A 20,630-nucleotide genomic window follows, 5' to 3' on the forward strand; every position below is an offset into this window, starting at 1 on the left:
AGCGGATCGGTTACATCCTGGATACCGCGGCACCGGTCTGTCTGCTGACCACTGCTGCTGATGCGGGTGCTGTTCCGGAGGGGACAGGTGTGCCCGTACTGGAGCTGGACACCCTCGACACCAGCGGTTACGACGCCCTGACCGTCACCGATGCGGATCGGTTGGCGCCGGTGCGGGCGTCGAATACGGCGTATGTGATCTTCACGTCGGGTTCGACGGGTCGCCCGAAGGGTGTGGCTGTGCCGCATTCGGCGATCAGTAATCAGGTCGCGTGGATGCTTGCGCAATACCCGATGGATACGGGTGACGTCTACCTGCAGAAGACCGCGACCACGTTCGATGTGTCGTTGTGGGGTTACTTCCTGCCGCTGGCTGCGGGTGCCCGTCTGGTTGTCGCCACGCCGGATGGTCATCGTGATCCGGCGTATCTGGCTCGGGTGATCGCCGAGCAGGACGTGACGGTGACGGACTTCGTGCCGTCGATGTTGACGGTGTTCGCCGCGCATACCGCTGCTGGTTCGATCCCGTCGCTGCAGCATGTGTTCGTGATCGGTGAGGCGTTGCCGCCGGAGACGGTGACCGCGATGCACGCGATCTCCGATGCTGCGGTGCACAACCTCTACGGCCCGACCGAGGCCGCGGTGTCGATCACGTATTGGCAGGCCACGGGTGCCGAGCCGGGCAGTGTGCCGATCGGTGTGCCGCAGTGGAACAGCCGTGTCTATGTGTTGGATTCGCGGTTGCATCCGGTGCCCGAGGGTGTCACGGGTGAGCTGTACCTGGCCGGTGACCAGCTGGCGCGAGGGTATGTGACGCGTCCGGATCTGAGTTCGGATCGGTTCGTGGCGAGTCCGTTCGACGACGGCGCGCGGATGTACCGCACGGGTGACCTCGTGCGGTGGACGCGTGTCGATGGTCAACCGGTGCTGGAGTATCTGGGTCGTACGGATTTCCAGGTGAAGTTCCGTGGTCAGCGTATCGAGTTGGGTGAGATCGAGTCGGCGTTGCTGGCGCAGCCGCAGGTGAGCCAGGCCGTGGTCACCGTGGCCGGGTCGCAGTTGGGCGAGCAGCTGGTCGCCTACGTCGTACCGGCGCCGGGCGAGCAAATCGTGCAGACGGCTCTGCTCGAGGCTGTCCGTGAGGTGCTGCCGACCTATATGGTCCCGGCGGCAGTCGTCGCGCTGGACGCCTTCCCGTTGAACACCTCCGGCAAGCTGGACCGGAAGGCTCTGCCCGAGCCGGTGTTCGAGACCCGCGAGTTCCGCGCGGCCTCGACTCCGGTCGAAGAGATCGTGGCCGGTGTCTTCGCCGACGTTCTCGGCGTCGACCGGGTCGGTGCCGATGACGATTTCTTCGCACTCGGTGGTAACTCGTTGATCGCGACCCAGGTCGCCGCCCGGCTGGGTGCCGCACTGGATACGCAGGTGCCGGTGCGTGCGCTGTTCGAAGCCGCCACCGTGACCGCGCTCGCCGCGCGCGTCCAGGAGCATGTGGGCGCCGGCGGGCGTGCCGCGCTGGTGCCGCAGCCGCGCCCGGAGCGGGTGCCGCTGTCGCTGGCGCAGCAGCGGATGTGGTTCCTCAACCGGTTCGATCGCGCCTCGGCCGCCTACAACATCCCGTTCGCCATCCGCCTCACCGGCGATCTCGATGTGGACGCGCTGCGTGCCGCCATCGCCGATGTCGTCGCCCGGCACGAGGTGCTGCGGACCGTCTACCCCGAGGTCGACGGTGTCGGCTATCAGCAGGTGCTGCCCGCCGACGACGTGGTCTTCGACCTGACCCCCGAACCGGTCACCGAGGCGGAACTGCCCGCCCGGATCCTGGAACTGGCCGGGGTGTTCTTCGATGTCACCGATACCCCGCCGTTCCGGACGACCCTGCTGCGGACGGACGAGAACAGTTATGTCTTCGTCCTCGTCGCCCACCACATCAGCGCCGACGGCTTCTCGCCGCGCCCGCTGCTGCGCGACCTGGTCGTCGCCTACAGCGATCGCAGCCGCGGCGTGGAGCCCGGCTGGGCGCCGCTGCCGGTGCAGTACGCCGATTACACACTCTGGCAGCGTGCGGTGCTGGGTGCGGAGGACGATCCGGAATCCGTCGCCGCCCAGCAGGTGGCCTACTGGGTCGAAACCCTGCGGGATCTGCCCGATCAGCTGGAGCTCCCCACCGATCGGCCGCGCCCGGAGATCGCCTCCAATGCCGGCGCCGTCCACGATTTCGCCGTGGACGCGGAGCTGCGCGCCGAGCTGGAGAACCTGGCCCGCGCGCAGGGCACCACGCTGTTCATGCTGGTGCACGCCGTGCTGGCGGCCTGGTCGAGCCGAATGGCCGCCAGTAGCGATATCGCGATCGGCACCCCGATCGCCGGCCGCGGTGAACAGGTGCTCGACGAGCTGGTCGGTATGTTCGTCAACACCCTGGTGCTGCGCACCGAGGTGTCCCCGGCGATGCCGTTCACCGAACTGCTCGCCCAGGTTCGCCGGACCGACCTGGCGGCCTTCGCCCATGCCGATATCCCGTTCGAGCGGCTGGTCGACATCCTGAATCCGCGCCGCTCGCAGGCGCATCATCCGCTGTTCCAGGTGGCGCTGTCGTTCGAGGCGGCGTCGGCGGCCGATGCGCGGACCGTGGCGCTGCCGGGTCTCGAACTCGAGGTCGTCGAATTCGACCCCGGTCTGGCGAAATTCGATCTGCAGCTCGCGGTCGGGACCGAGGGTCCGACCGACGGCAGCCTGCATATGCAGTGGTCGTACGCCACCGACCTGTTCGATCCGGAGACGGTGGCCGGTTTCGCCGAGCGGCTGCTGCGGATCCTGCGCGCCGTCGCCCGGGATCCGGGTGTCGCGGTCGGCGATATCGACCTGCTGGGTGAAGCCGAGCGTACGAATGTGGTGCAGCGGTGGACCGGAACCCGCGCCGACGCCGCTCCGGGCGTGTTCAGCGTGGCCGGCCGCGCGGTCGATCATCCCGGAACCGCCACCCTGGCAAGCCTTTTCGAGGTGGCCGCGAGCGAGCATCCGCAGCGGACCGCGGTGAAGTTCGGCGACGACCGGCTCAGCTACAGCGAGCTGGACCGCCGGGCGAATGTGCTGGCACGGCGTCTGATCGCCGAGGGCGCCGGACCCGAGAGCCTGGTCGCGGTGCTGCTGCCGCGGTCGCTGGATCTGGTGGTCGCGCTGCTCGCGGTGATCAAATCGGGCGCCGGCTACGTACCGGTGGATCCGGATTCGCCGGCCGAACGCCTCGCGTATGTGCTCGGCGACGCGCGCCCGGCCACGGTGGTCCTGGATTCGACCGTGCCGGTGGACCTGCCCGCCGGTACCTCGCGGATCGCGGTGGACGGATTCGCGGTGGAGGCCGGCGATATCGAGGACGCCGACGACGGTCCGATCACCGACGCCGACCGGCTCGCGCCGCTGCGGCCGGATAACACCGCCTACGTCATCTACACCTCCGGTTCCACCGGACGCCCCAAGGGCGTCGCGGTACCGCACCGCAACGTGGTGCGGTTGTTCGCCAATACCGAACGCGAATTCGGCTTCGGCGCCGATGATGTGTGGACGCTGTTCCACTCCTACGCGTTCGACTTCTCGGTGTGGGAGCTGTGGGGTCCGTTGCTGTTCGGCGGCACCCTCGTGGTCGTCGACTACTACGTTTCGCGGTCGCCGCAGCAATTCCTGGAACTGCTGCGCGCCGAACGCGTCACGGTGCTGAACCAGACGCCGTCGGCGTTCTACCAGCTGGCCGAGGCCGACCGCACCGCGGCCGACGATCGCCCGCTGGCCCTGCGCTATGTGGTATTCGGCGGCGAGGCGCTGGAACTGCGCCGGCTCGCCGACTGGGTCGAACGCCACGGTGACGGTACGGCCGGGCGCACCCAGCTGATCGACGGCCGGGAAACCGCGTCGCCGCTGCTGGTGAATATGTACGGAATCACCGAGACCACGGTGCATGTGTCCTACCGCGCCCTCGACGCGGCCACCATCGCCGGCGCGGCCGGCAGCGTGGTGGGCCGCGCGCTGGCCGGCCTGAAAACCTATGTGCTGGACGACCGGCTGCGGCCGGTGCCCGTGGGCGTCGCGGGCGAACTGTACATCTCCGGTGTGCAGCTCTCGCGCGGCTATCTGGGCCGCCCGGACCTGACGGCGGCGCGTTTCGTGGCCGACCCGCTGGGCGAACCCGGTGCCCGCCTCTACCGTTCCGGCGACCTCGCGCGCTGGAACCGTTCCGGCGAACTCGAATACCTCGGCCGCGCCGACGACCAGGTGAAGGTGCGCGGTTTCCGTATCGAACTCGGTGAGATCGAGGCCGCGGTACTCGCCCAGCCCGGCGTCGCGCAGGCCGCGGTGATCGTCCGCGAGGACAAGCCGGGCGATCACCGGATCGTCGGCTATGTGGTGCCGGACAGCGGCACCGAACCCGATCTCGAGGCGATCCGCGAAGGTGCGGGACAGCGACTGCCGTCCTATATGGTGCCGTCCGCGCTCGTCGTGCTGGATCGGATCCCGTTGACCATCAACGGGAAACTGGACCGCCGCGCCCTGCCCGCGCCGGTGTTCGAATCCGCGGGCTCGCGGGCCGCCTCGACCCCGATCGAGGAGATCGTGGCCGGGGTGTTCGCCGAGCTGCTCGGCACCGACCGGGTCGGCGCCGACGACGATTTCTTCGCGCTCGGCGGTAACTCGCTGATCGCGACCCAGGTCGCCGCCCGGATCGGTGCCGCCCTCGACACCCAGGTGCCGGTGCGGATGCTGTTCGAGGATTCGACCGTGGCCGCTCTGGCCGCGCGGGTGGAGCAGCAGGCCGGTGCCGGTGGGCGCCCGGTCCTGGCGCCGCGGCCGCGGCCGGAGCGGCCGCCGCTGTCGCAGGCGCAGCAGCGTATGTGGTTCCTCAACCGCTTCGAACCGGAGTCGCCGGTCGACAACATCCCGGTCGTCCTGCGGTTGCAGGGCACGCTCGATGTACCCGCGATGATCGAGGCGGTCGGCGATGTGATCGCCCGGCACGAATCGCTGCGCACGGTGTACCCGTCGCACGACGGCGTCGGTTATCAGCAGGTGCTGCCGCCGGCCGAAGCGGTTCCGGGCGTGGAGGTCCGCGAGTTCCGCGGCGGCGCCGGTGCCGACCTCGGTGACGAACTGCTCGCGTCGATCCACGAATTCGTCTGCCTGGGCTTCGATCTCACCGTCGAACCCCCGGTGCGGATGCGGGTGTACCGGTTGAGCGAGGACGACCACGTCCTGGTCGGTGTGGTGCACCATATCGCGGCCGACGGTTTCTCGATGCATCCGCTGAGCCGTGATCTGATGATCGCGTACGCGGCGCGGACCGCCGGGCAGGCCCCGGACTGGACGCCGATGCCGGTGCAGTACATCGACTACGCGATCTGGCAGCGGGAACTGCTCGGCTCCGAGGAGGACCCGGGTTCGCTGGCTGCCGCACAGCTCGACTTCTGGCGCGCGGAGCTGGCCGGAATCCCCGACGAACTCCGGCTGTCCGCACGCCCCCGCCCCGCGGTCGCCAGCGAACAGGCGGCGACCCACCGGTTCGTGGTGCCCGGGGATGTGGTGCAGGAGCTCGACGAGCTGGCCAAAGCGCAGGGTACGACCCTGTTCATGGTGCTGCACAGCGGTTTCGCCATCCTGCTCGCCCGGCTCAGCGGTACCACCGATATCCCCATCGGTATCCCGATCGCCGGGCGCGGTGACCGCATGCTCGACGATATGGTCGGCATGTTCGTCAACACGCTGGTGTTGCGGACCCAGGTCGATACCGCCGCCCCGTTCACGGAGTTGCTCGCGCATGTGCGCGATCGCGACCTGCACGCCTTCGCGCACGCCGATGTGCCGTTCGAGCGGCTGGTCGAGGTGCTGAACCCGGTGCGGTCGCAATCGCGCCAGCCGCTGTTCCAGGTGATGCTGGCGTTCCAGAACCTCGGTGAATCGCGCCTGGAACTGCCCGGTCTCACCATGACCGACCTGAATGTCGAAGCGCCGACCTCGAAATACGATCTGGTGCTCACCCTGAGCGATGCGGCGCCGGACGGGTCGGGGATGGATGCCTCGATCACCTACGCCACCGATCTGTTCGACGAGTCGTATGTGGCCGAGTTCAGCCGGCGGTTCGTGCGGGTCCTGCGCGCCGTGATCGGCGAGCCGGCGGTATCGGTCGGCGATATCGAGATCATGGATACCGCCGAGCGGTCGCTGGTTCTGGACCGGTGGAATGCCACCGAGTTCCCGGTGGAGACGGCGCTCACCGAAACCCCGGGTAACGCGAGCGCCACCCTGGTGGCGCTGTTCGAGGCGCAGGTCGCCCGGACGCCGGACGCCGTCGCGCTGACGTTCGAGGGGACGAATCTGTCCTACGCCGACTTCGCGGCGCGGGTACACCGGCTGGCCCGGTGGCTGCATCGCGCCGGGGTGGGCCCCGAGGTGCATGTGGCCCTCGGTATGCAGCGGTCCTTCGATCTCCTCGTCGGTATGTACGCGGTGATCGCCGCCGGCGGCGCGTACGTGCCGCTGGATCCCGACCAGCCGATCGAGCGGCTCGGGCATATCCTCGACACCGCGCGACCACTGTGCGTGCTGACCTCCGGCGCTGACCTGGACCCGGTCGTGGCGAACCAGGTGCGGATCGACCGGCTCGATCTCACCGAGTTCTCCGCCGCCCCGCTCACCGACGCCGACCGGCACCGGCCGCTGCGCCCGGGCAACACCGCGTACGTGATCTTCACCTCCGGTTCGACGGGCCGGCCGAAGGGTGTCGCGGTGGCGCACGAGGCGGTCGTGAACTGCCTCGTCAGCAACCACGCCCGGTACGGGATCGGGGCCGCCGATGTCATGCTGCTGCGGGCGCCGGTCACCTTCGACGCGTCGATCCGCGAGCTGTTCCTGCCGCTGCAGGTCGGTGCCCGGCTCGTGGTCGCCCGGCCGGACGGCCATCGCGATCCCGGCTATCTGGCGCGGATCATCGGGGACGAGGGTGTCACCGCGGCACAGTTCGTGCCGTCGATGCTGTCGGTCATCGTGTCCGAAACGGATCCGGGCGCCTGGTCGAACCTGAGCCAGATCTTCGTCGGCGGTGAAGCGTGGCCGACCGATCTGCCGCGCCGGCTGCGCGAACTCACTTCGGCCCGGCTCCACAATGTGTACGGCCCCACCGAAACCACGGTCGACCTCGTCTACCACGAAGTGACCGAGGCCGATACGGTCACCGTGCCGATCGGCGCCCCGTCGTTCAATACCCAGGCCTACGTGCTCGACGACCGGTTGCAGCCGGTGCCCCCGGGTGTCCCGGGTGAGCTCTATCTGGGTGGCGCGCAGCTGGCGCGTGGGTATCTGTACCGCCCCGACCTGACCGGTGACCGGTTCGTGGCGAACCCCTTCGGCACCGGCGAGCGCATGTATCGCACCGGCGATCTGGCGCGCTGGAACGCCGAGGGTGAGCTGGAGTACCTGGGCCGCACCGACTTCCAGGTGAAGTTGCGTGGTCTGCGCATCGAGCTCGGCGAGATCGAGACGGCCTTGGCGAATCTGCCGGAGGTCGCGCAGTCCGTGGTGGTCATGCGCACCGACGAACGCACCGGCGACCAGCTGGTGGCCTATCTGGTGCCCGAGACCGGCCGGACGATCGATCCGGAGGCGGTGCGGTCCGCACTGCGTGCCGAACTGCCCGGCTATATGGTGCCCGCGGCGTTCGTAGTGCTCGACGCGTTCCCGATGAACGCCTCCGGGAAACTGGACCGGAAACTGTTGCCGGCGCCGGTGTTCGAGGCGCAGGTGTTCCGCGCGCCCTCCACACCGATCGAGGAGATCGTGGCCGCGACGTTCGCGGAGGTGCTCGGCGTCGACCGCGTGGGCGCCGATGACGATTTCTTCGAGCTCGGCGGTAACTCGCTGGTCGCGACTCAGGTCGCGGCGCGGATCGGGGCGGCGCTGGAGACCAGCGTGCCGGTGCGCGCGCTGTTCGAGGCGCCGACGGTGGCGGCGCTGGCCGTCCGGGTGGAACAGGCCGGCGGGGACGGGCGTCCCGCGCTGGTCGCGGGCCCGCGCCCGCAACGGGTGCCGCTGTCGTTCGCGCAGCAGCGGATGTGGTTCCTGAACCAGTACGACACCTCGTCGGTGGCCTACAACCTGCCGATGGCGATCCGCCTCACCGGTGAGCTGGATGTGGCGGCGCTGCGCGCGGCGGTCGCCGATGTGGTGCGGCGGCACGAATCGCTGCGTACGTGGTTCCCGGAAGTCGACGGCAGCCCCGTGCAGTCGATCGTGCCCGCCGAGCAGGTCGAGTTCGAGCTGGCTCCGGTTGCGGTCGACGCCGGTGAACTGCCCGCGGCGGTCACCGAATTCGTGGCCACCGGTTTCGATGTGGCCGCGGCGGTACCGCTGCGGATCCGGCTGTTCACCACCGCGCCCGGCGAGCATGTGCTGGTGGTGGTGGTGCACCATATCGCTGCCGACGGTTTCTCGATGACCCCGCTGGCGCGCGATGTGATGACCGCGTACGCGGCCCGGGCCGCGGGATACGGCCCCGGCTGGACCCCGCTGGCGGTGCAGTACGCCGACTTCACGCTGTGGCAGCGGCGGGTACTGGGAGCCGAGGACGATCCGCGGTCGCCGATGGCGCAGCAGATCGCGTTCTGGCAGCGCACCCTGGCGGACCTACCGGACGAGCTGGCCTTGCCGGCCGACCGGCCGCGTCCCGCGGTGGCCTCACTGCGTGGCGCCACCGTGCACGGCGAACTACCGGCCGAGCTGACGCACACCTTGGACGACCTGGCCCGCGCGCGCGGTGCCTCGATGTTCATGGTGCTGCACGCGGCGCTGGCCGCGCTGCTGGCGCGGTTGTCCGGCAGCGACGATATCGCCGTCGGTACGCCGATCGCGGGTCGTGGTGAGCAGGCGCTCGACGATCTGGTCGGCATGTTCGTCAACACGCTCGTGCTGCGGACGTCCGTCCGTTCGGGCGAGACGTTCACCGAACTGCTGGATCGCGCCAAGCAGACCGATCTGGACGCGTTCTCGCATGCCGATGTGCCGTTCGAGCGGCTGGTGGATCTGCTGGCGCCGGAGCGGTCGCAGGCCCGCAACCCGCTGTTCCAGGTGGCGCTCTCGCTGCAGAACAACCAGCAGGCGGTGCTCGACCTGGCGGGTCTGGAGGTCTCCGGCCTCGAACTGGCCGAGGATATCGCCCGGTTCGACCTGCAGTTCACGCTCAGCGAGAACGCGTCGGGCGGTATGGATCTGGCGCTGAACTACGCGACAGAACTGTTCGACGAAGCCACCGCCAAGAGCATGCTGACCCGCTGGCAGCGGCTGCTCACCGCGGTCGCCGCCGACCCGGACGTGGTACTCGGCGCGGTCGAGATCCTGGACGAGTCCGAACGCGCGGCCGCTCTGTCGCGCACCGGTGGCCCGGCCGTACCGGCCGGCACGCTGCCGGAACTGCTGGCCGCGGCGGTCGCGGTGGACCCGGCGGCACCGGCCGTGGTGTTCGCCGACGAACGGTGGACCTACGGGCAGGCCGACGAGTACTCGAACCGCTTGGCGCGGGTGCTGATCGAGCGCGGGCTGGGCGCCGAGGATCTGGTGGCCATCGCGGTACCGCGATCGGCGGATTCCGTGCTGGCCGAATGGGCGGTGACCAAATCCGGTGCGGCGTTCGTACCGATCGACCCGACCTATCCCGCCGAGCGTATCGCCCATATGCTCACCGACTCGGGCACCCGGATCGGTGTGACCGTTTCGCGGGCGCGCGCCGAACTGCCGGATTCGGTGGAGTGGCTGGTGCTCGACGAGCTGACGCTCGACGGATACTCGGCCGAAGTGGTGACCGACGCGGACCGCGTACGGCCGCTGACCCCGGCGAATACCGCCTACATCATCTACACCTCCGGTTCCACCGGCGTGCCCAAGGGCGTGGTGGTTCCGCATGCCGGTCTGGCGAACTTCGCCGCCGAACAGGTCACGCGGTACCGGATGGACTCCGATACCCGGACCCTGCACTTCTCCTCGCCCAGCTTCGACGCCTCCATCATGGAACTGCTGCTGGCGATCGGTTCCGGTGGTGCGCTGGTCGTGGTGCCGCCGGGCACCTACGGCGGTGCCGAGCTCTACCGACTGATCCGGGACGAGCAGGTGACCCATCTGTTCATCACCCCGGCGGCACTGGCCACCTTCGACCCGACCGGGCTGGACAGCCTGCGCGTGCTGGCCGTCGGCGGTGAGGCGTATTCGCCCGAACTGCTGGCGAAATGGGCCATCCCGCTGGGTGGTCCGGACGGGCCGATCCGCGCGTTCCACAACGTCTACGGCCCCACCGAGACCACCATCGTGGTCAATATCGGCGAACCGCTGCGCCCGGGTGACGCCCTGACGATCGGCGGCCCGAACCGCGGTATCCGTTCGCTGGTACTCGACGACCGGCTGCAGCCGGTACCGGACGGCGTGGCCGGCGAACTGTATGTCTCCGGTATCCAGGTCACCCGCGGCTATCACGCCCGCCCGAGCCTCACCGCCGACCGGTTCGTGGCCAATCCGTACGCGCCGGGCGAACGGATGTACCGCACCGGTGACGTGGTGCGCTGGGCATCGCGTGAACTCGATTCCGGTGAACTCGAATACCGGCTCGAATACGTAGGCCGGTCCGACTTCCAGGTGAAGATCCGCGGCTTCCGCATCGAACTGGGCGAGATCGACAACGCGCTCACCTCCTACGACACTGTCGATTTCGCGGTGACGATCGGCCACGAGAGCGCCGCGGGGGCGGTCTCGCTGGTGTCGTATATCGTCGCCGCACCCGGTTACACGGTCGATATCGCGGCGCTCACCGCGCATATCGAGGAGCGGCTGCCGGCCTATATGGTGCCGTCGGCGATCATGGTGCTCGACTCGATCCCGCTGACCCCGGTCGGCAAGCTGGACCGGAAAGCCTTGCCGGAACCGGTTTTCGAGTCCCGTGAGTTCCGGGCGCCGTCGACCCCGATCGAGGAGATCGTGGCCGGGGTGTTCGCCGAGGTGCTCGGTGTGGACCGGGTCGGCGCGGACGACGATTTCTTCGCCCTCGGCGGTAACTCGCTGATCGCGACCCAGGCCGTGGCGCGGCTCGGTGCGGCCCTCGATACCCAGGTGCCGGTGCGGATGCTGTTCGAAGCCTCCACCGTCACCGCCGTTGCCGCCCGGATCCAGGAGCAGGCCGGTTCGGGCGGGCGCGCGGAACTGGTGCCGCAGCCGCGGCCGGAGCGGGTGCTGTCTTCCGGTGACGTGGTGCAGGCGGCGCCGCTGTCGCTGGCGCAGCAGCGGATGTGGTTCCTGAACCGCTTCGACGAGAACTCGGCGGCGTATCACATTCCGATGGCGATCCGGCTGTCCGGGGCGCTGGATGTCGAGGCGCTGCGGGCCGCGATCTCCGATGTGGTGGCGCGGCACGAGGTGCTGCGCACGGTGTACCCGGAGACCGAGTCGGGTCCGGTGCAGGTCGTACTGCCCGCCGGGGATGCCGTCCCGCAGCTCGAGGTCCGGACGGTGGCCGCGGCCGACGTGGTGGCCGCGGTGTCCGAGCTCGCCGCCACCGGATTCGACGTGACGGCCGAGGTGCCGTTGCGGGTGGCGCTCCTGCATATCGACGGGGCCGCGGACGAATTCGTCCTGGCGATGGTCGTGCACCATATCTCCGGCGACGGTTCCTCGATGGTGCCGCTGACCCGGGACGTCATGACCGCGTACGCCGCGCGGACCGCCGGCGTGGAACCCGGCTGGGCGCCGCTGGCTGTGCAGTACGCCGATTACTCCATCTGGCAGCGCGAACTGCTGGGCGACGAAGCCGATCCGCTGTCGCTGGCCGCGCAGCAGATCGGGTACTGGCGTTCGGCGCTGGCCGGGGTACCGGATCAGCTGGAGCTGCCCGCGGACCGGCCGCGGCCGGCGGTGCAGTCCTATGCCGGTGGCCGGGTGCCGGTCGGTATCGACGCCGAGACCCATGCCGGGCTCGTGCGGTTGGCGCAGGAGCAGGGCGCGACGCTGTTCATGGTGGTGCATGCGGCGTTCGCGGTACTGCTCTCGCGGTTGTCCGGGACCGACGACATCACCGTCGGTACGCCGGTGGCGGGTCGTGGTGAGCGGGCGCTCGACGATCTGATCGGTATGTTCGTCAACACCCTGGTGTTCCGGTCGCAGCTGGAGCGCGGGGAATCGTTCGCGGATCTGCTGGCGCGCCAGCGGGAAGTGGATCTGCAGGCGTTCGCGCACGCGGACGTGCCGTTCGAACGACTGGTCGAGGTGCTGAACCCGGTCCGGTCCACCGCGCGGCATCCGCTGTTCCAGGTGGGCTTCTCATTCCAGAACCTGGCGCAGACCGAGCTGCGGCTGCCGGACCTGACCGTCTCGGGTGTGGATTTCGATATCGCGATCTCGCAGTTCGACCTGCACCTGATCATCGGCGACACCTACGACCCGTCCGGCGCCCCCGAAGGCGTATCCGGCTACCTGACCTATGCCACCGCCCTGTTCGACGAGGCGACGGTGGAAGGTTTCGCGGACCGCTTCGTGCGCTTGCTGCGCGCGATCGTGGCGGATCCGTCGGTGCCGGTGGGCGATCTGGAGATCCTGGCCCCGGCCGAGCGGACCGCGCTGGCCGAGCGGAACTCCACTGCCCGCGAACTGGATTCGGCGGCGACGCTGGTCTCGCTGCTGGAAACCTCGGTCGCGGCCGATGGCGCCGCGGTGGCGCTGGTGGGTGCCGACGGTACACAGGTGACCTATGCCGAGTTGGGTGCGCGGGTCCATCGTCTGGCCCGGTATCTGATCGGGCGCGGGGTCGGCCCGGAGGTCCGGGTCGGGCTGGCGATCCGCCGGTCGGTGGATCTGGTGGTCGCGATGTACGCGGTGTCGGTCGCGGGTGGTGTGTATGTGCCGGTGGATCCGGATCAGGCTGCCGAACGCAGCGAGTACATCCTGGCTACCGCGGGACCGGTCTGTGTACTGACCAATGCCGAAACCGGGTTCGGTACCGGTGGTGTGCCGGTTGTGGTGCTCGACGAGCTGGATCTGGGTGGCTTCGACGGCGCGCCGGTGACCGATGCCGAGCGGGTCGCGCCGTTGCGTGCGTCGAATACGGCGTATGTGATCTTCACGTCGGGTTCGACCGGCCAGCCGAAGGGTGTGGCGCTGCCGCATGCCGCGGTCGTGAACCAGTTGCGTTATATCACCAGCGAATTCGGGCTGGATGCCGCGGACGCGATCCTGTTGAAGACCGCGGCAACCTTCGATCTCTCGGTGTGGGAGTTCTGGACCGCTGCGGTGTGCGGTGGCCGGATGGTTATCGCCTCGCCGGAGGGTCATCGGGATCCCGCGTACCTCAACGGTCTGATGCGCCGTGAGGGTGTGACCACGTTGACGGTGGTGCCGTCGATGCTCGACGCACTGCTCTCCGCCGACGGCACAGGTGTGTCCACCTCGTTGCGACGGGTGCTGGCTATCGGTGAGGCGCTGCCCGCGGCGACGGCGCAGCGGATGCTCGCCGACCACCCGAACATCGGGTTGTTCAACCTGTACGGTCCGACCGAGGCCGCGGTGTCGATCACGACGCATCGGGTCACCGCGGCCGATCAGGTGTCGGTGCCGATTGGTGTGCCGCAGTGGAACTCGCGGGTGTATGTGCTCGACGGCCGGTTGCGGCCGGTGCCCGATGGGGTGTCGGGTGAGCTGTACTTGGCCGGCGCGCAACTCGCGCACGGCTACTTCCGTCGCCCGGAACTGAGCGCCGAGCGGTTCGTGGCCGATCCGTTCACCCCGGGTGCGCGGATGTACCGCACCGGCGACCTGGTCGCTTGGAACCGTGCTGGTGAACTCGAGTACCGGGGTCGTACCGACTTCCAGGTGAAGATTCGTGGTTTCCGGATCGAGTTGGGGGAGATCGAGGCGGCGCTGCTGGCGTTGCCGGAGGTCGCGCAGACCGCGGTGCTTGCGTCCTCCGACCCGCGGACCGGCGACCGGCTGGTCGGCTATGTCGTACCCGCCGGCGGTGCCGGGTTGGACCTCGCCCGCATCCAGGCCGAGCTGGCGCAGCGGTTGCCGTCGTACATGGTGCCGGCGGCGTTCGTCGAACTCGACGCGCTGCCGCTGACCGTGAACGGCAAGCTGGACCGTAAAGCTCTGCCGGAACCCGTATTCGAGGCCCGTGAATTCCGGGCGCCGTCGACTCCGATCGAAGAGATCGTGGCCGGGGTCTTCGCCGAAGTGCTCGGTGTGGACCGGGTCGGCGCGGACGACGATTTCTTCGCGCTCGGTGGTAACTCGCTGATCGCGACCCAGGTCGCGGCACGGTTGAGCAAGGCCTTGGATACCCAGGTACCGGTGCGCGTGCTGTTCGAGGCGCCCACCGTCGCCGGGCTGGCCGTGCGTGCCGAACAGCATGCGGGTTCGGGCGGGCGTGCGGAGCTGGTGGCGCAGCCGCGGCCGGAGCGGTTGCCGTTGTCGCTGGCGCAGCAGCGGATGTGGTTCCTCAACCGCTTCGACAAGCAGTCCGCCGCCTACAGCGTCCCGATCGCCGTGCGCCTGACCGGCGCTTTGGATGTGGACGCCCTGCGGGCCGCGATCGGCGATCTGGTCGAGCGGCACGAGATCCTGCGTACCTACTATCCCGAGACCGAGCAGGGCCCGGTACAGGTGATCCTGCCCGCCGCCGGTGCGGTACCGGAGTTGCCGTTGCGGACGGTCGCCGCCGCGGCCGTGGAAACGGCTGTGCTGGGCCTGGTATCCACCGAGTTCGATGTCACCGAAGAGGTGCCGCTGCGGGTGGCGCTGTTCGCGGTCGAGGATGCGGCCGACGAGTACGTGCTGGCCATGGTGATTCACCACATCGCCGGTGACGGTTCCTCGGTGGCACCGCTGACCCGCGACCTGATGACCGCGTACGCGGCGCGGGCCGCGGGCGAGGCGCCGGGCTGGGCGCCGCTGCGGGTGCAGTACGCGGACTTCGCGCTCTGGCAGCGGGAGCTACTGGGCGACGACACCGATCCGGAGTCGCTGGCGGCGCGGCAGCTCGCCTACTGGCAGTCGACGCTGGCCGGGATTCCCGATCAGCTGGATCTGCCCGCGGATCATCCGCGCCCGGCGGTGCAGTCGTTCGCCGGTGGCCGGGTGGAGATCGGGATCTCGCCCGAGGTTCATGCCGGGTTGCAGCGTTTGGCGCAGCAGCAGGGCGCGACCCTGTTCATGGTTGTGCACACCGCGCTGGCGGTCCTGCTGGCACGGTTGTCGGGGACCGAGGACATCACCATCGGCACCCCGGTGGCCGGTCGCGGCGAGCAGGCCCTCGATGATCTGATCGGTATGTTCGTGAACACCTTGGTGTTCCGCACCGAGCTGGATCCCGGTGAAGCGTTCACCGATCTGCTGGCCCGTCAACGGCAGCGGGATATCGAGGCGTTCGCGAACGCGGACGTACCGTTCGAACGCCTGGTGGAAGTGCTGAACCCGGCACGGTCGACGGCCCGGCATCCGCTGTTCCAGGTGGGGCTGACGTTCCAGAACCTGGCGATAGCCGGCCTGGAACTGCCCGGACTCACCGTGGCCGGACTCGATATCGATACCGCGACCTCGCAATACGATCTGCACCTGCTTGTCGGCGACAGCTACGACGACACCGGTGCGCCGAACGGCCTGGCCGGCCATCTGACCTACGCCAGTGCGCTGTTCGAGCACGCCACCGCGCAGAGCTTCGCGGACCGCTTCCTGCGCCTGCTGGGTGAGATCGTGGCGCGCCCGTCGGCACCGGTAGGCGATCTGGAGATCCTCGCCCCCGCCGAACGGACCCGGGTACTGACGCAGTGGAATGCCACCGGTCATCCGGTGGAACCGCGGCTGCTGCTCGACGGCTACACCCGCACCGCCGCTGCGCACCCGGACCGGGTCGCGCTCGTCTTCGAGGGCGAACAACTCACCTACGCGGAATTCGACGCGCGGGTCAACCGACTTGCCCGACTGCTGATCGCCGCAGGTGTGGGCCCGGAATCGCTGGTGGGCCTGTCCGTGCGGCGGTCGCTGGATCTGGTGATCGGGATGTACGCGATCGTCACCGCCGGTGGTGCGTATGTGCCGCTGGATCCCGATCATCCGGCCGAGCGCATCGGGTACGTGCTGGATACCGCGGCACCGGTCTGCGTACTGACCACCACCGCGGACGAGGTCCCGGTGCCTGCCGGTACACCGGTGCTGCGTCTGGACACGGTCGATACGACCGGGTTCGACAGCACCCCGGTGCGGCCGGACGAGTTGCGTGCTCCGCTGCGTCCGGAGAACCCCGCCTATGTGATCTTCACGTCGGGTTCGACGGGCCGCCCGAAGGGTGTGGCGGTTTCACACGCCGCGATCGTCAACCGTTTGGTGTGGATGCAGTCCGAGTACGGGCTGGAAGCCGCGGACGCGATCCTGCAGAAGACGCCGTCGACGTTCGACGTGTCGGTGTGGGAGTTCTTCTGGCCGTTGCAGATCGGCGCCCGGCTGGTGGTGGCGAAACCGGACGGTCACCGGGACCCCGCGTATCTGGCGGAGGTCATCGACACCGAAGGTGTCACGGTGGCGCATTTCGTGCCGTCCATGCTCACGGTCTTCGTGGGCGCGCTCGCCGGCGCCGAATCCGATATCTCGCGGTGCGCGTCACTGCGGCTGGTGTTCTCCTCCGGTGAGGCGCTTCCGGGTAAGCCCGCGCAGCAGTTGCGGCAGCTGACCGGTACGGCGGTGCACAACTTGTACGGTCCGACCGAGGCCGCGGTCGACGTGACCTATCACGAGGTCACCGACGCGGACGAGAACACGGTGCCGATCGGTGCGCCGGTGTTCAACACGCGGGTGTATGTGCTGGATGGCCGGTTGCGGCCGGTGCCGGTGGGTGTCGCGGGTGAGCTGTATCTCGCGGGTACGCAGCTGGCGCGCGGTTATGTGGCGCGTCCGGATCTGTCCGCGGATCGTTTCGTGGCGAATCCGTACGGTGCGGGTGAGCGGATGTATCGCACCGGCGACTTGGTGCGCTGGAACTCGGCCGGTGAGCTGGAGTACTTGGGCCGCACCGACTTCCAGGTGAAGTTGCGCGGCCTGCGGATCGAACTCGGCGAGATCGAGTCGGCGCTGGCGGCCCTGCCCGAGGTGGGCCAGGCCGTGGTGGTGCTGCGGCACGATCCGCGCACCGGCGATCAGCTCGTCGGTTACGCGGTGCCCGCCGCCGGCGCGCAGATCGATCCCGACCGGGTGCGCGGTGCGCTCGCCGCGCAACTGCCCGGCTATATGGTTCCCGCGACGCTCATGGTGCTCGACGCGTTCCCGCTGAACGCCTCCGGCAAGCTGGACCGCCGGGCTCTGCCCGAACCGGAATTCGCGGCCCGGGTGTTCCGGGCGCCGTCCACCCCGGTCGAGGAGATCGTGGCGGCGACCTTCGCCGAGGTGCTCGGTGTGGACCGGGTCGGCGCCGACGACGATTTCTTCGAACTGGGCGGTAACTCGCTGATCGCGACCCAGATCGCGGCCCGGCTCGGCACCGCGCTGCAGACCACGGTGCCGGTGCGGATGCTGTTCGAGGCGTCCACGGTCGCCGGTCTCGCCGCGCGGGCCGGCCTGCACGCCGGGGCCGGTGGGCGGGCACCGCTGGTGCCGCAGCCGCGACCGGAGCAGACCCTGCCCTCCGGCGAGGTCGTGCAGCGGGCGCCGCTGTCGCTGGCACAGCAGCGGATGTGGTTCCTCAACCGGTTCGACCCGGATTCGTTCGTGGACAACATCCCGGTCGCGGTGCGGCTGTCGGGTGCGCTGGACGTGGCCGCCCTGCAGGCCGCCGTGGCCGATGTGGTGGCGCGGCACGAATCGCTGCGGACCTTCTACCCCGACGTGGACGGAACCCCGTATCAGCAGGTGGTGCCGGCGGTCGACGCGGTGCCGGAACTGGCCCCGGTGGAGACCACACCGGCCGAACTGCCCGCGCGCCTCGCCGCACTGGTGATGGCCGGGTTCGACGTCACCGCGAGCGTGCCGTTGCGGGCCGGGCTGTACCGGCTGGACGCGACCGAACATGTGCTGGGCTTCGTGGTCCACCACATCTCCGGTGACGGTTTCTCGATGACCCCGCTGCTGCGCGATGTGGTCACCGCCTATGTGGCGCGGACCGCGGGCGACACCCCCGGCTGGGCGCCGCTGGAAGTCCAGTACGCCGATTTCGCGCTGTGGCAGCGGCAGGTGCTGGGCTCGGAGGACGATCCCGAATCGGTGATCGCCGAACAGATCGCGTACTGGTCGCGGGAACTGGCCGGTCTGCCGGATCAGCTGGACCTCCCGGCCGACCGGGCGCGGCCCGCGATCGCCTCCGGTCGCGGCGCCACCCACGTCTTCGAGATCGACGCGGAAACCCACACCGGGCTGGCCGACCTGGCGCGGGCCGAAGGCGCGACCCTGTTCATGGTCGTGCACGCGGCGTTCGCGGTGCTGCTCTCCCGGCTGTCCGGGGAAACCGATATCGCGATCGGCACCCCGGTCGCGGGCCGTGGTGAGCGCGCCCTCGACGACCTGATCGGTATGTTCGTCAACACCCTGGTGCTGCGGACACCGGTCGATGCGGGGGCCGGGTTCACCGAACTGCTGGGTTCGGTGCGCGGAACCGATATCGCCGCCTTCGGCAACGCCGACCTGCCGTTCGAACGGCTGGTGGAGATCCTGAACCCGGTGCGGTCGCAGGCCCGGCATCCGCTGTTCCAGGTGATGCTGTCGCTGCAGAACACCCCGCCGGCCGATGCGGAACTGCCCGGGCTCACCATCGGTGCGGTCGATATGCCGATCGAAACGGCGAAATTCGATCTGCAGCTGGATCTCAGCGAACGGGCCGGGACCGCCGGTATCGCCGCGACCTTCACCTACGCGACCGATCTGTTCGATCCGGCCACGGTGGCGCAGTTCGGCCGGCGGTTCGTGCGGCTGTTGAAGGCCGTGGTGAAGACCCCCGAACGGCCGCTGGGCGATCTGCCGTTGCTGGACGCGGCGGAGGCGTCGTATGTCCTGCGCAGCGGCTACGGCCCGGTGGGTGCGGTGGATCCGGCCGCGACCCTGGCGAGCCTGTTCGCCGACCAGGTCGCGCGGACCCCGGTGGCGCCCGCGGTGGCGTTCGAGGGGACAGGTCTGTCCTACGCCGGGTTCGCCGGCCGGGTGAACCGCCTCGCGCGGCATCTGATCGCGCTGGGTGTGGGCCCGGATGTTCCGGTGGCGCTCGGTATGCGGCGGTCGCTGGATCTGGTCGTGGCGATGTACGCGGTCGTCACCGCCGGTGGTGCGTATGTGCCGCTGGATCTGGAACAGCCGGCCGAGCGGATCGACTATGTGCTCGATACCGCGGCACCGGTCTGTGTGCTCACCAGCGCCGCCGACGGGTTCGCGCCGGCCGGGCGGCCGGTGGTCGTGGTCGACGAGGCCGATCTCTCCGCTTACTCGGAGGAGCCGGTCACCGATGCCGATCGGGTGGCGCCGCTGCGGGCCACCAATACGGCGTATGTGATTTTCACGTCGGGTTCGACGGGTCGCCCGAAGGGTGTGGCTGTTTCGCATGCGGCGATCGTGAACCGTTTGGTGTGGATGCAGTCCGAGTACGGGCTGGAAGCCGATGATGTGGTGTTGCAGAAGACGCCGTCGACGTTCGATGTGTCGGTGTGGGAGTTCTTCTGGCCGTTGCAGGTCGGTGCGCGGTTGGTGGTGGCGAAGCCGGACGGTCATCGGGATCCCGCGTATCTGGCGGAGGTCATCGACAGCGAGCGGGTGACGGTGGCGCACTTCGTGCCGTCCATGCTCACTGTCTTCGTCGGCGCACTGCCTGCCGCGAACGCCGGAACCGGTGCGGTGCGGTGCACGACGCTGCGGATGGTGTTCTCCTCCGGTGAGGCGTTGCCGCCGAAACCGGCGCAGCGGTTGCGGGAGCTCACCGGTACCGCGGTACACAACCTGTACGGTCCGACCGAGGCCGCGGTCGACGTCACCTATCACGAAGTGACCGACGCCGATACGGCCACCGTGCCGATCGGCGCACCCGTGCTCAACACCCGGGTGTATGTGCTCGACGGCCGGTTGCGGCCGGTGCCGGTGGGTGTCGCGGGTGAGCTGTATCTGTCGGGCGCACAGCTGGCCCGCGGGTATGTGGCGCGGCCGGACCTGTCCGCCGACCGGTTCGTCGCCGACCCGTTCGAGACGGGGGAGCGGATGTACCGCACCGGCGACCTGGTGCGCTGGAACCCCGCGGGTGAACTGGAGTACCTGGGCCGAACCGATTTCCAGGTGAAGTTGCGCGGTCTGCGTATCGAACTGGGCGAGATCGAGGCGGCGCTCACCGGCGTGGACGAGATCGCGCAGGCCGTGGTGGTGCTGCGCAGCGATGCGCGGACCGGCGATCAGCTCGTCGGCTATGTGGTGCCGGTGGCCGGTGCCGTGGTCGAAACCGATGCGCTGCGCACGCACCTGTCCGGCAGTCTGCCGTCGTATATGGTGCCCGCGGCGTTCGTGGTGCTCGACGAGTTGCCGTTGAATGCCAGTGGCAAGCTGGATCGGCGGGCGTTGCCGGCGCCGGTGTTCGAGGCGCAGGTGTTCCGGGCGCCGTCGACTCCGATCGAG

1 protein-coding gene is annotated in these 20,630 nt (G+C 69.2%); it reads left to right on the plus strand.

Annotation, left to right across the window (positions count from 1 at the left end; translation table 11 throughout):
- A partial coding sequence (locus tag QH276_RS10540; protein ID WP_280406712.1) for a non-ribosomal peptide synthase/polyketide synthase occupies window positions 1-20,630 on the plus strand: 20,630 nt, incomplete at both ends.

This window comes from Nocardia carnea, assembly GCF_029869215.1.
GTDB classification, from domain to species: Bacteria; Actinomycetota; Actinomycetes; order Mycobacteriales; family Mycobacteriaceae; genus Nocardia; species Nocardia carnea_B.